Consider the following 12,525-nt stretch of genomic DNA (forward strand, 5'->3'; position numbering starts at 1 on the left):
ACTGCTCTGAACCGGGGACACCCCGGACCCCGCGGCCCCGCTCGACGGCTGGAGGACGCAAAGGTGCCAAAGGTCGAGTCTAAGGGTCGCCGGATGTGTGGGAGGCCCGTGGGCCGCTCAGACCAGGTAGGCCGGCGCGCTCACGGGCAGGATAAATCGGAATTCCGCGCCGCCGCCGGGGCCGCGTCCGACCGTGATCGTACCGCCGTGCGCCTCGACGATGCCCTTGACGATGTAGAGGCCCAGGCCCGTGCCGCCGCGCTTGCTCCCCCGCCAGAAGCGGGTGAAGACACGGCCCATCGACTCCTCGGGGATACCGGGGCCTTCGTCGCTCACGGTGACGGCCGTTCCCTTCTCGTCGCTCTTCGCGGGTACGGATGCGGATGCGACTTCAATGGTGACGGTTCCCTCGCCGTGGCGCACCGCGTTTTCCAGCAGGTTGCCGAGCACCTGGTCGACCTTGTCCGGGTCGGCCCAGACCGCGGGCAGCGGCTGGCAGGTGCGGACGAGGAAGCGGTCGGGGGTCTGGCCGTTCGCGGTGAGGGCCTGGATGTGGCGTTCGACCGCGGCGGAGAGGTCCACGGGCTGCCGTCGCAGCTCCAGCCGGTCCGAGTCGATCCGGGAGATGTCGAGCAGTTCGGCGATGAGCCGGGTGACGCGGCCCGCGTCGGCGTCCACGGTCTCCAGCATCAGGCGCTTCTGGTCGTCGGTGAACCGCTCCCACTTGGCGAGGAGGGTCGCGGTGAAGCCCTTGACGGACGTCAGCGGGGAGCGCAGCTCGTGGGCGACGGTGGCGATCAGCTCGGCATGGCTGCGTTCGGTGCGGCGGCGGGCCTCGGTACCGCGCAGCGAGACCACCACCCGGCGTACGGGACCGGTCGGGTGCTCGCGTACGTACCGTGCGGAGACCAGGACCTCGCGGCCGCCGGGCAGCAGCAGATTGCGCTCGGGCTGGCCGACCCGGGTGGCGAGGCCGCCGTACGGATCGGTCAGCGCCCACCAGCGGCGGCCCTTGAGGTCCTCCAGCGGCAGGGCGTGCTCCAGGGGGCGGCCGAGAGCGGCGGCGCGGGGCACGGCGGTGATCCGGGCCGCGGCGGAGTTGAAGCAGATGACCCGGCCGGTCTCGTCGGCGACGACCAGGCCGTCGGGGAGGTCGTCGGGATCGACGGCCGCGTCGACGGCTCCGCTGTCCCGGCCGTCGTCCGGTTCGCCCGCCGTGCCGGGGCCCTCACAGGCGCGCACGACGGCCGTGTGCGTACCGCGCGGCCTGCTCATGCCGACAGCCATATCCCGTACCCCACCTCTCGAACCGGTGCAGTGGGCCCCCGAGTTCGTCACCCTACTAGTCGTCGGTGACGGAGCGACACCCTGCGGGGGCGCACTGCCGCGGTGCGCCGTCCGGCGGGGTACGGGCACGGCGTCGGTCAGGCGGCGGCCTCGACGCGGTCCCCGGCGGGCCGGGCCGCCCGCTCACGCCGCACGAGCGATCCGGAGGCGAACCATCCGGCGGCCGTACAGGCCGCGATCGCCATCAGGAGCAGGGCCGCGCCGATGCCGACGATCGTGCGGCCCCAGGTGCGGCGGAACGCCTCGATGAGCGGTGCGGGCTTCGGACCGTTCTGCTCGGCGTCGGCCGGCATCGCGTGGAAGACCGGGGACTCCTCGATCCGCAGCCGCGTGTGGAGCACGAAGCCGAGCAGCGGGAAGGCGGCGAGGAACGGCAGGCGCGAGCCCCAGGAGTAGAACGAGTCGTCGGGCAGCATCCCGGCGAGGGCGAACGCGCCGGACGAGATCAGCGTGCCGAGCTGCGGGATCGAGGAGTAGCTGCCGTGCTTCTCCTTCGGGGTGTGCTCCAGCGTGAGCAGCATGGCACCGCTCCACTCGCCGCCGACCGGGATGCCCTGCAGGAAGCGGAGCAGCGCGAGGAGGGCGGGGGCCCAGATGCCGATGGTGGCGTAGCCGGGCAGCAGGCCGATGCAGCCGATGGTGACGCCCGTCATCACGACGGTGATGCCTGTCCCGCGACGCCTGGCACGCCCGCCAGGGACTACGGGACAGCCCTCAGGGGCGAGTGCGCTGGGCGCGGGCGGAGGCGTACAGGCACACGGCCGCCGCCGTCGCCAGGTTGAGGCTCTCCGCCTTGCCGTGGATCGGCACCCGCACGACGGCGTCGGCCAGCGCGCGGGTCTCCTCCGGCAGGCCCCAGGCCTCGTTGCCGAAGACCCAGGCGGTAGGCCCGCCCATGGTTCCGGCGTCGAGCTCGTCGTCGAGGTCGTCCTCGCCCGCGCCGTCGGCGGCGAGGATCCGTACGCCCGCGTCCCTCAGTCCCTGGACGGCCTGCTCGACCGGGACACCGACGGCGACCGGCAGGTGGAAGAGCGAGCCGACGGAGGCCCGGACGGACTTGGGGTTGTAGAGGTCCACCGAGGCATCGGTGAGCACGACGGCGTCGGCGCCCGCCGCGTCGGCGCAGCGCAGCACCGTACCGGCGTTCCCGGGGTCGCGTACATGGGCGAGGACGGCGACCAGTTTCGGCTTCGCGGCAAGGATCGCGTCGAACGGCGAGTCGAGGAAGCGGCAGACACCGATCAGTCCCTGCGGGGTGACGGTCTGCGACACATCGGCGAGCACACCGCTGTCCGCGAGATGCACCCGTGCGCCCGCCGCGTGGGCGGCGTCGACGATGCCGGCGTAGCGCTCGGCCGCCTCGACGGTGGCGAACAGTTCGATCAGCGTCGGCTCTCCGTCGCTGCCGCGGTGTTCGGCGGCCTCGCGCACGGCCTGCGGCCCCTCGGCGATGAACCTGCGCTCCTTGCCGCGGAAGTTGCGCTTGGCCAGCCGCCGGGCGGCGGTGACGCGCGGCGATCGCGGGGAGATCAGTTCGGGGGTGCCCATGGTCGGCGGCGAGCCTCTCTGCGTACGGAGGTGGCGGACGTACGGAACATGTCGTGCAACGCACCGGACCCGCAGACGGCGAGCGCCTGCGGGTCCGGCTCACAAGACACGAAGTGCGACCTGGATCAGGCGGCCTTCGGGGCGTTGACGTCGCTCGGGAGGGCCTTCTGGGCAACCTCGACGAGGGCGGCGAACGCGTTGGCGTCGTTGACCGCGAGCTCGGCCAGGATCTTGCGGTCCACCTCGATGTTGGCGGCCTTCAGACCCTGGATGAGGCGGTTGTACGTCATGCCGTTCTGGCGGGCAGCGGCGTTGATGCGCTGGATCCACAGCTGACGGAAGTCGCCCTTGCGCTTCTTGCGGTCGTTGTAGTTGTAGACGAGGGAGTGGGTGACCTGCTCCTTCGCCTTGCGGTACAGGCGGGAGCGCTGGCCCCGGTAACCGCTGGCCTGCTCGAGGATTGCCCGGCGCTTCTTGTGAGCGTTTACTGCCCGCTTGACGCGTGCCACTTTTTAACTCCTTGTAGCGGGGCCGTGGTTGGACTCACACGGCCCGGAAACGAATTGGTCCCGGTCTGAGTCGAGGTCGCCGCCCACGGGTTCACCGCGGGCCGCTGCCTCACTTGCCGAGAAGCTTCTTGATCTTCTTGGCGTCGGACGGAGCCACTACGACCGTGCCGGTCAGCGAGCGGGTCTTCTTGGACGACTTGTGCTCAAGAAGGTGGCGCTTGCCTGCGCGCTCACGGAGCACCTTGCCGGAGCCGGTGATCTTGAAGCGCTTGCTGGCACCGCTGTGCGTCTTGTTCTTCGGCATCGCGCCGTTCTCTCCTCGTCAGTGGCGCCCCTCTCGGTGTGGGCACCGGGCAGCAGGGGCGTCAGATCTTGGTGGGAATTCCGTGCAGACCCGGGGCCGCCTGGATGGCGGCCCCCTGAGGTCACGCCTCGGAAGGTGTGTCTCCCGGAGCCTCGGGCTGCGCTTCGGCAGCCTCGCCCGCGGCTTCGGCGTCGGGGGTGGAACCCTGGCGCCCCGCCTTGCGGGCGGCCTGGGCCTCGCGGGCCTCGGCCATGGCTTCGGTCTTCTTCTTGTGCGGGCCCAGAACCATGATCATGTTCCGGCCGTCCTGCTTCGGGTTGGACTCGATGAAGCCGAGTTCCTCCACGTCCGAAGCGAGACGCTGGAGCAGTCGGAATCCCAGCTCGGGGCGGGACTGCTCACGACCACGGAACATGATCGTGATCTTGACCTTGTCGCCCTGCTTGAGGAACCGGACGACGTGACCCTTCTTGGTGTCATAGTCGTGCGGGTCGATCTTCGGCCGGAGCTTCATCTCCTTGATGACCGTGTGCGCCTGGTTCTTGCGCGCCTCACGGGCCTTCATGGCCGACTCGTACTTGAACTTCCCGTAGTCCATGAGCTTGCACACGGGCGGACGGGCGGTCGCCGCCACCTCGACCAGGTCGAGGTCGTACTCCTGTGCGAGTTCCAGGGCCTTGGCAAGCGGAACAATCCCGACCTGCTCGCCGCTGGGACCGACAAGTCGCACCTCGGGAACGCGAATCCGGTCGTTGATGCGGGGCTCGGCGCTGATGGATCCTCCTCGGTAGCACCACGCGGCCGCCTGGCGGACAGCCACGTAACGTCTGTTTTCGTCAGACCAACCGCACCGAGTCAAGAAAAATGCCCCGGACGGGACACAGGCGGGGCTCCTGGAACAACCGGAACACCGCCGCGGTCAACCGCGGGGCGCATCGGGCGGCTCCATCGTCCGTACGGAACGATGGTCGCCACCTGACCGGTGACCCGCTGTCCGTATGGACAGCCAGGTGGGAGATCGGAGCCTCCACTTGTGGGCTGAGCACATAGCTGCCCAGCCGGTCGTTACACAAGGTTAGCAGCTCCCCCGGGCGTGCGCTAACCAGGTGTCGCCCGGCCGCTCCCGCAGACGGACCCGCGCGGGCGTGGGCCTATCGTATGGCGCATGAGTGACGCGACCCCCACCAGTGATTCCCCCGGCTTCGACGACATGGCCCGCGACATCGCGGAGGTGCCCGCGGTCGAGGTGATCGTGACGGTCGCGGTCAATCTGATGAGCGCGGCCGCCGTGAAGCTCGGGCTGACCGAGGACGGCGACGAGCACAAGGACCTCGACGAGGCCCGCAAACTGGTCCACGCGCTGGCCGGCCTGCTGGACGCCAGCACGACCGAGATCAGCTCCTTCCACGCGGCACCGCTGCGTGACGGCCTGAAGTCGCTGCAGCTGGCGTTCCGCGAGGCGTCGCTCGTACCGGACGAGCCCGGCCAGGGCCCCGGCGAGAAGTACACCGGCCCCGTCTTCGGCTGACCCGCCCTCCTTTCCTCCCATCCTGTTCTTCCTGCGGCCGTGAGCCCCCGCCCGTCTTGGGCGGGGGCTCACGTCGTCGCACCGGAGTCAGACGGTGCCGAGCCGGACCTGTCCCTGGGCCGGGAGCGTCAGCCGGTGCACCAGTGCCGCGACCACTCCACCGACCAGCGGGGCGACCAGGAACAGCCAGAGCCGGGAGAGCGCCTCGCCGCCCGCGAACGGCGCCGGTCCGAGGCTGCGCGCCGGGCGACGGAGGTGCCGGTGAGCACGATGCCCACGGTCCCGATGCACTCGGCGCCCGGTACCGCCGATCCGACGGCGAAGAAGACCAGGAGCAGCGTGCCCAGGAATTCCGACGCGACTGTCCGCGTCCGCATACAACCACCCTGCGAAGATCATCTGATTTCTTCGCGGTTCTCCGGCCCAACGGGTGATCGCGCGCGTTGGACCGGCCGAGTGATCAGCGAGCGAACAGAGCGTCACCGGGCGTGGTCGCATCGGCCGGGAGCAGGGCGAGGTCCAGGCCCCGCACCAGGCGGGCGCGCAGGACGTCGTCGGCCGCCAGCCGTTCGGCGACCCGGCGGGCCGCGTCGCCGGGGTCCGCGCCGGGTACCAGGACGAGGGCGAGAGTGCCGTCGGCCCGGCCGGGGCCGAGGTGGGCGCGGAGCACCGCGGGCTCGGCGGCGACCGCGTCCCGCACCGCCGAGGTGACCGCGGGGTCGTCGAGCGGGTCGGCGCTGGTACGGCCCTCGGCGAGGGCCAGGAGCGCGGAGCCGGTCAGTTCGAACGCGACCGGCCCGGCGAGATCCAGGACGACCGTGTCCGCCTTCTCGTGCGCGGCGGCCTGCAGCGCCTGGTGCAGGGGTACGGCGACGGGACGGGCCTGCGGATCCCAGAGCGCCAGCGCGTCGGTCGAGGTGAAGGCGGGCAGCGCCCGGCGGTCCCCGGCCTGGAGGGTGGGGACGGCCATGTCGCTGGTCTTCTCGCGACGCAGCCCGTTCTCGTCCTCCTCCACCTCCCCGAGCACGGCGACGACGGGGACCAGGAGCCGGGTGCCCCGGAGGGCTTCGAGGACCGGGCCGACGGCCGACCGGTCCGCCGACCAGGCGGCGAGTGCCGCGGCCAGGGCCGGATCGGCCGTGCCGTCGTCGTCGGAGTAACCGGGGTCCGGAATGTTCTTCTGCGCCACACGGCGAGCGTAGTACCTCGGGTTTCCTACCTTGCGGACAGGTCGGCCCCGGTTGGTTGCCAGGTGCTGTTCCTACCGTCCGGGCCATGTCCCGAAGAAGATTCCGCGATGCCGTCCAGTCCGCGTCCGTGGCGGCCGCGGTCCTGGTGGCGGGTTCGGCCGCGGACGGCGGCGGCCCGGCCGGCCGGACGGCGGATCACGCTCCTCGCACCGCGGCCTCCGTATCGTCCGTACCGGCCGCCGGGGCCGCCCCGGCCCCGGCATCGACGAGTGAGGAGCCGACGGTGGATCTCGACGCGGCGCTGGCCACGGCGGTGGAGCCGCTGCTGGCCGGCGCGGGTGAGGCGGAGGTGTCGGTCGCGGTGCTGGACACCGGGAGCAGGGCGCGGGCGGTCTACGGCGACGGGGCGTACGACACGGCCAGCATCGTCAAGGTCGGCATACTCGCAGCGCTGCTGCTCGGGGCCCAGGACGAGAAGCGCGCGCTCACCGCCGACGAGCGCGCCCGCGCGGCCGCCATGATCGAGCGGAGCGACAACGCCTCCGCCACCGCGCTGCTGCGGGCGATCGGCGGGGCGGAAGCGCTCGACGCGGCCCATGGGCGCCTGGGCCTGACCGCGACGGCGGCGGCGCACGCGTGGGGCCTGACCCGGACCACGGCGGCGGATCAACTGGCCCTGCTGGAGGCGGTGTTCGGAACGGAATCGGAGCTGAGCGAGGAATCCCGTACGTATCTGCGCGGGCTGATGGGGCGGGTCGTGGCCGACCAGCAGTGGGGCGTCTCGGCGGCGGGCAGCAGTTGGGCCCTGAAGAACGGCTGGATGCCCCGGACGACGACGGGGCTGTGGGACATCAACAGCATCGGCCAGGTGACGGCGGACGGCCGCAGCTATCTGGTGGCGGTGCTCTCGGGCGGGCAGCCGACGAAGGAAGCGGGGATCGCGCTCGTCGAGTCGGTGGCCCGAGCGGCGGTGGGCGTGCTCGACGCCGCGCGTTGAGTTGAGCACGCGGCGAGCGGGTGGCCGCGGTCAGCGCCGCACGCCGTCGGGCCGGCCGCTCCGGCCCCGCCACAGCACCACGGCCAGCGCGAGCAGGACCGCTCCGAGGCCGCCCGCGGCAGGGGCGAGCCGGCCCGCGGCGCTGCTCCCGCGGTGCTCGGGGGTGGGGCCGGGCCCGAAGTACCGCTTCCGGTATCCGGCCTCGTCGGACTCGGCGCGCAGACCGGCGGGACGGAGCGCGGCCCCGGCCCTGATCGCCGCGGCGGGGTCGACGATGCCGTACCCCCGGGCGTCGTCGCGGCCGGGCGCCGGGGCGCTGCGGGCGGTGTCCATGAGCAGTTGCTTGATCTGTGCGGGCGCCAGTCCCGGATGTGCGGCGCGGACCAGCGCGACCGCGCCCGAGACGAACGCGGCAGCGGCGGAGGTGCCCCACTCCACGTAGTACTGGTGGTCGGGGGCGGCGACGACGATGTCGACCCCGGGGGCGCTGACGGCGGCGTACCAGCGGCGGGTGGAGAACGCGGCGTGGGTGCCGTACCGGTCGACGGCCGCGACCGCGATCACGCCCGGGTAGGCGGCGGGGTACGAGATGTGGTCGCCCTTCTCGCCCCCGTTGCCCGACGAGGCGACGACGACGGCGCCCTTCTTCAGCGCGTACTGGATGGCGGCGTCCTCACCCGGTTCGGGGTGTGCCGACTTGCTGTCGTCGCCGAGGGAGAGGTTGATGACGTCGGCGCCGTGGTCGGCGGCCCAGCGGATGCCGTCGGCGAGGGCGGTGCCGCGGGACTCCCGGGCTTTGGCGCGGGCCGGGTCGGAGGCTTCGAGGATCACCCGGACCGGGAGGATCTTCGCCTCGGGCGCGATGCCCAGGACTCCGTCGTCGTGGCCGTCACCATGGCCGTGGCCTGCGATGATCCCTGCCATCGCGGTGCCGTGCCGCGCCCAGGACCGGTCACCGCGGCCGGCGCCGAAGCCGATCATGTCCTTGCCCGGCAGCACCTGGCCGGCCAGGTCGGGGAGACTGCCGTCGACCCCGGTGTCGACGACGGCGACGGTGATTCCCCTGCCCTTGGTGGTCCGCCATGCCTGATCGGTGTGGAGCGCCTGGAGGCCCCACTGCTGGTCCCGGATGGCGTCGGCCCTGGCCGGCGCCGCGGGCAGGAGGGCGAACGCGGTGGCGGCGCAGACCGCGCCCAGGGCTCGGCGGCGGGCGCGGGCGCGGCGGATCATTCCGGCTTCTCCGTGAGGTCGGTGACGGTCCGGCGCAGGCCGCGCTCGATCCGGTCCGCGATTCCCGTGGCCTCGTGGCCGAGTCCGGCCTGGGCCGCGGCCGTCGTGGCGTTCGCGGCCATGGCCTTTTCGGCGGGTTGCGGATCGGTGACCGCACGGCCGTCGGCGAACCCGGAGACGGCGAACACGACGACGGGGGCCTCGGTCAGCACGTGGACGGTCCAGCTGGCGCGCTGCCGGTCGCCGAACCCGGCGGCGACCGTGCCCTTGGCGGGGTATGTACGGGGCATCAGGTCGGCGCGCAGGCCGAGGTGCTGGTCGGTGAAGCGGGTGCTCAGGGCCCTCATGGCCTCGGTGTCGCCCTCGGTGAAGATCAGCCCGACCGTGGTGACGCTGCTGCTGGTGGCGTCCGTGTAGGTGGCGCGGAGCATGCGCTCGCAGCCGACCGGGCCGAGTGTCCTGGCCAGCAGCGGGTCCAGCCCGGCCGCGCAGCCGCCGTCCGGGGCGACGGCGACCCGGGTCCAGACCCGGTCGGCACCGCCGGGACCCGCTCCGTCGCCGCTGAGCGTGCGGGGAAAGAGGGTGTCCACGGGGACGCTGTGCCAGGCGGAGCGGCCCACGGTGTAGGCGCTGTGGGCGGCAGGATCGGCGGAGGAATCGCTGGTGAGCCAGGCGCCGGTGGCCGCGCCGCCGATCAGCCCGAGCCCGAGCACGACGCAGGCCGCGGCGGTCGCGGTCCGGACGCGGTGGCGGGGCCGGATGGGGCGCAGCCGGGTGGTGGTCTCGACGGGCGTCTCGGGAAGCGGATGGCGGTGCGGGTAGGGGTACGGGTGCGGGTACGGCTGCTGGTACGCGGGCGGGGCGGGCGCCCGGCCGGGTGGTGCCGGGGTCGCGCCCGGACGCGGGGTGAGGTCCACGGCACCGACGGGCCGTCGCCGGGTCGCGGCGGGCGGCTGCTCGGGGCGGGGCGGCACGACGGCCGGTGCGGGCGCGGGAGCAGGCACGGGGGCGGGAGCGGGTGCCGCGGGCACGGGTCGGAGCCGGGCCGTGGTCTCCACGGGCGGGAGCGCCGACGGGACTTCGGGCGGAACCACGGGCGGGACTTCGGCCGGAACTTCGGGTGCGGGCGCCGGCCGGGGTGCCGCCACCGGCTTCGGCCCGGTCTCCGTTTGGTGCTTCGGCTCGCGCTTCGGCCCGGTCTCCAGTTGGTGCTTCGGCTCGTGCCGCTGAGCGGCGGGAGCGGGCGCGGCGGCCGCAGGCGGCGGGGTCTGCGGACACGGCGGGGCGGACGCGCCCGTGGAGGGTTCGGCGGGGTCCTGCACCGGATCTGCGGACACCGGTCCTGGCGGGGCCGTGGGGCGGGGCGGGACAGGGGCCCGCTGCGCCTCGGTACTCATCCGCCCCCCTGGTCCTCTTCCGTACCGTGCGCGGATCGACGTCACAGGCAGGCCCGTTGGTTGCCGCGTGCCTGTCACTCTACGGGGTGGAGCGGTCCCGGCGGGAGCGGGCGGCCCGCCCCTGGACGATCTGCGCGGATCATCCCCCTACCCAGCGGTACGGACGTCTGGCAAGCTGCGGCCATGACTGCCCGCGCCGCTGACCGGACCCGCTACGACCGGGCCACCGCCCATCTGGACGCCCCGATCGCCGTCGTCGATCTGGACGCGTTCGATGCCAACGCCGACGATCTGGTGCGCCGGGCCGCCGGGAAGCCGATCCGGGTGGCGAGCAAGTCGGTGCGCTGCCGGGCCCTGTTGGAGCGGGTGCTCGCGCGGCCCGGGTTCGCCGGGATCATGTCGTTCACGCTGGCCGAGTCGCTGTGGCTGGCCCGGGCCGGATTCGAGGACGTACTGCTGGCCTATCCGTCGGCCGACCGGTCCGCCTTCGCGGAGCTGGCCGCCGATCCGAAGCTGGCCGCGGCTGTGACGGTGATGGTGGACGACCACGCGCAGCTGGAGCTGATCGACGCGGCGCGGGCCGGCGGCCGCGAGGAGATCCGGGTCTGTCTGGAGCTGGACACCTCGCTGCGGCTGCTCGGCGGCCGGGTCAGGATCGGCGCCCTGCGTTCACCGTTGCGCTCCCCCGCCCAACTGGCCGAACTGGCACGCTCGGTGGCGCGCAGGCCCGGCTTCCGCCTGGTGGGGCTGATGGCGTACGAGGGGCATATCGCCGGGGTGGGGGATTCGGTCGCGGGGCGGCCGCTGCGCTCCCGGGCGATCCGGCTGATGCAGGCGGCGGGCCGCAAGGAGCTGGCGGCCCGGCGGGCCGAGGTGGTGCGGGCGGTCCGGGCGGTGGCGCCGGACCTGGAGTTCGTGAACGGCGGCGGCACCGGCAGTGTGCAGCACACGGCGGCGGAGCGCGCGGTGACCGAGATCGCCGCCGGGTCGGGGCTCTATGTGCCGCGGCTGTTCGACAACTACACATCGTTCACGGCGCGTCCGGCGGCGCTGTTCGCCCAGCCGGTGGTGCGCCGGCCGGGGGTGGGTGTGGTGACGGTCCTCGGTGGCGGCTATCCGGCGTCCGGGCCCGCGGGTGCGGACCGGCTGCCCGTCCCGTATCTGCCGGAGGGACTGCGCTACGACCCGCAGGAGGGGCCCGGCGAGGTGCAGACCCCGCTGCTCGGCGCCCCGGCCGACGATCTGCTGATCGGCGACAAGGTGTGGTTCCGGCACGCGAAGGCCGGCGAACTGTGCGAGCGCTTCGACGAGTTGCAGCTGATCGAGGGCGACCGGATCACAGCGACCGTGCCGACGTACCGGGGCGAGGGCCGCACGTTCCTCTGAACGCGGGTCACCGCGAGGAGCTCGGGGCGCCGCGGAGCCGCCCACGCCACCGCTCGTCCCGCTGTCGTCGATCGGCCGGGTCCCCCCTCGGTGACGGTGTCCATGAGGGGGAGCGGCGGTCCGTCGGGCCCCGCGTCGAAGGCGTGGCGGACGACGACCGGCCCGGCCACGGCGAGCGCGACGCCCCGGGGGCCGCCGGGGGTGTCGCGCCGCCCATCCCCCACTCCGGGGTTCCGCCGCCGACGGAGGCCCGGTCAGGCCCCGTTGGCGTGCGTACGCGACGTCCCGAAAGGTCCTAGAGGGGTGTGACGTACGCCCCGGAGATCCCTCCGTCGACGAGGAAGTCGGTGGCGTTGACGAACGAGGAGTCGTCGCTCGCGAGGAAGGCGACGGCCGCCGCGATCTCCGTGGCCTCGGCGAACCTGCCGACCGGGATGTGCACGAGCCTGCGGGCCGCGCGTTCCGGGTCCTTGGCGAACAGTTCCTGGAGCAGCGGGGTGTTGACCGGTCCGGGGCACAGTGCGTTGACCCGGATGCCTTCGCGGGCGAACTGCACGCCCAGTTCGCGGGACATGGCGAGGACACCGCCCTTGGAGGCGGTGTACGAGATCTGGCTGGTGGCCGCTCCCATGATCGCGACGAAGGACGCGGTGTTGATGATCGAGCCGCGGCCCTGGCGGCGCATGTAGGGCAGGGCGGCCTTGCAGCAGAGGTAGACGGAGGTGAGGTTGACGTCCTGGACGCGCTTCCACGCCTCCAGGCCGGTGGTGAGGATGGAGTCGTCGTCGGGCGGGGAGATGCCCGCGTTGTTGAAGGCGATGTCGACGGAGCCGTAGGTGTCGAAGGCGGTCCGGAACAGCGCCTCGACCTGTTCGGGGTCGGTGACGTCGACGCGTACGAAGGTGCCGCCGACCTCCCCGGCCGCGGCCCTGCCCGCCTTCTCGTCGATGTCGCCGCAGACGACGTGGGCACCCTCCGACGCCAGGCGGCGTGCGGTCGCCAGGCCGATGCCGCTGGCGGCCCCGGTGATGACGGCGGTGCGGCCGACGAGGCGGCGGCAGATGTTCTCACTGTCGGTGGTGGTCATGA

At 72.9% G+C, this 12,525-nt stretch carries 13 protein-coding genes and 1 pseudogene; 3 read left to right on the plus strand and 11 right to left on the minus strand.

Translation table 11 applies throughout. The annotated features are described in order from the left end of the window. Nucleotides 1-117 precede the first annotated feature (117 nt). From ACIOMQ_RS15625 to infC, 6 genes are all read right to left on the minus strand, one after another. Nucleotides 118-1,287, minus strand: a complete 1,170-nt coding sequence (locus ACIOMQ_RS15625) for a PAS domain-containing sensor histidine kinase (RefSeq protein WP_362210126.1) — start codon at nt 1,285-1,287, stop codon at nt 118-120. A gap of 137 nt (nt 1,288-1,424) precedes the next feature. Next, complete coding sequence (locus ACIOMQ_RS15630; protein WP_402189308.1) at nt 1,425-2,012, minus strand: MFS transporter; 588 nt, start codon at nt 2,010-2,012, stop codon at nt 1,425-1,427. A 49-nt stretch (nt 2,013-2,061) separates the two neighbouring features. Beyond that, nucleotides 2,062-2,895, minus strand: coding sequence for an RNA methyltransferase (locus ACIOMQ_RS15635; RefSeq protein ID WP_362210129.1), 834 nt, complete (start codon nt 2,893-2,895; stop codon nt 2,062-2,064). A 125-nt stretch (nt 2,896-3,020) separates the two neighbouring features. Next, the gene (gene rplT / locus ACIOMQ_RS15640; protein WP_018103794.1) at nt 3,021-3,404 is read right to left on the minus strand and encodes a 50S ribosomal protein L20; all 384 of its coding nucleotides are present in this window, start codon (nt 3,402-3,404) and stop codon (nt 3,021-3,023) included. 109 nt (nt 3,405-3,513) lie between these two features. Next, complete coding sequence (rpmI, locus tag ACIOMQ_RS15645) at nt 3,514-3,708, minus strand: 50S ribosomal protein L35 (protein ID WP_072484441.1); 195 nt, start codon at nt 3,706-3,708, stop codon at nt 3,514-3,516. Between the two features lie 121 nt (nt 3,709-3,829). After that, a complete protein-coding gene (gene infC / locus ACIOMQ_RS15650; RefSeq protein ID WP_362210133.1) occupies nt 3,830-4,528 on the minus strand; it encodes a translation initiation factor IF-3 in 699 nt (232 codons plus the stop codon). Nucleotides 4,529-4,873: 345 nt separating this feature from the next. On the opposite strand from infC, the gene ACIOMQ_RS15655 reads away from it, so the two are divergent. Continuing rightward, nucleotides 4,874-5,236, plus strand: a complete 363-nt coding sequence (locus tag ACIOMQ_RS15655; protein WP_362210136.1) for a DUF1844 domain-containing protein — start codon at nt 4,874-4,876, stop codon at nt 5,234-5,236. A gap of 87 nt (nt 5,237-5,323) precedes the next feature. Here the strand turns inward: ACIOMQ_RS15655 and ACIOMQ_RS15660 are convergent. Next, nucleotides 5,324-5,523, minus strand: a pseudogene (locus tag ACIOMQ_RS15660) (aquaporin); the annotation flags it as partial. Nucleotides 5,524-5,696: 173 nt separating this feature from the next. Beyond that, a complete protein-coding gene (locus tag ACIOMQ_RS15665; protein WP_362210139.1) occupies nt 5,697-6,425 on the minus strand; it encodes an SseB family protein in 729 nt (242 codons plus the stop codon). Between the two features lie 86 nt (nt 6,426-6,511). Between ACIOMQ_RS15665 and ACIOMQ_RS15670 the strand changes: the two genes are divergently transcribed. After that, entirely contained in the window at nt 6,512-7,423 is a 912-nt protein-coding gene (locus tag ACIOMQ_RS15670) for a serine hydrolase (RefSeq protein ID WP_401267351.1), read from the plus strand. 30 nt (nt 7,424-7,453) lie between these two features. Here the strand turns inward: ACIOMQ_RS15670 and mycP are convergent, their stop codons facing one another. Beyond that, nucleotides 7,454-8,653 (minus strand): type VII secretion-associated serine protease mycosin, encoded by a 1,200-nt coding sequence (mycP, locus tag ACIOMQ_RS15675; RefSeq protein WP_362210145.1) that lies wholly within the window; start codon nt 8,651-8,653, stop codon nt 7,454-7,456. Next, complete coding sequence (locus ACIOMQ_RS15680) at nt 8,650-9,570, minus strand: hypothetical protein (RefSeq protein WP_401755576.1); 921 nt, start codon at nt 9,568-9,570, stop codon at nt 8,650-8,652. The genes mycP and ACIOMQ_RS15680 overlap by 4 nt, the downstream gene beginning before the upstream one ends. Before the next feature lie 663 nt (nt 9,571-10,233). On the opposite strand from ACIOMQ_RS15680, the gene ACIOMQ_RS15685 reads away from it, so the two are divergent. Continuing rightward, nucleotides 10,234-11,436, plus strand: a complete 1,203-nt coding sequence (locus tag ACIOMQ_RS15685; protein ID WP_401267354.1) for an amino acid deaminase/aldolase — start codon at nt 10,234-10,236, stop codon at nt 11,434-11,436. Nucleotides 11,437-11,731: 295 nt separating this feature from the next. On the opposite strand, the gene ACIOMQ_RS15690 is transcribed toward ACIOMQ_RS15685, so the two are convergent. Then, entirely contained in the window at nt 11,732-12,523 is a 792-nt protein-coding gene (locus ACIOMQ_RS15690; protein WP_401755412.1) for a 3-oxoacyl-ACP reductase, read from the minus strand. Nucleotides 12,524-12,525 lie beyond the last annotated feature (2 nt).

It is taken from the genome of Streptomyces sp. NPDC087845 (genome assembly GCF_044742755.1).
Taxonomy (GTDB): domain Bacteria; phylum Actinomycetota; class Actinomycetes; order Streptomycetales; family Streptomycetaceae; genus Streptomyces.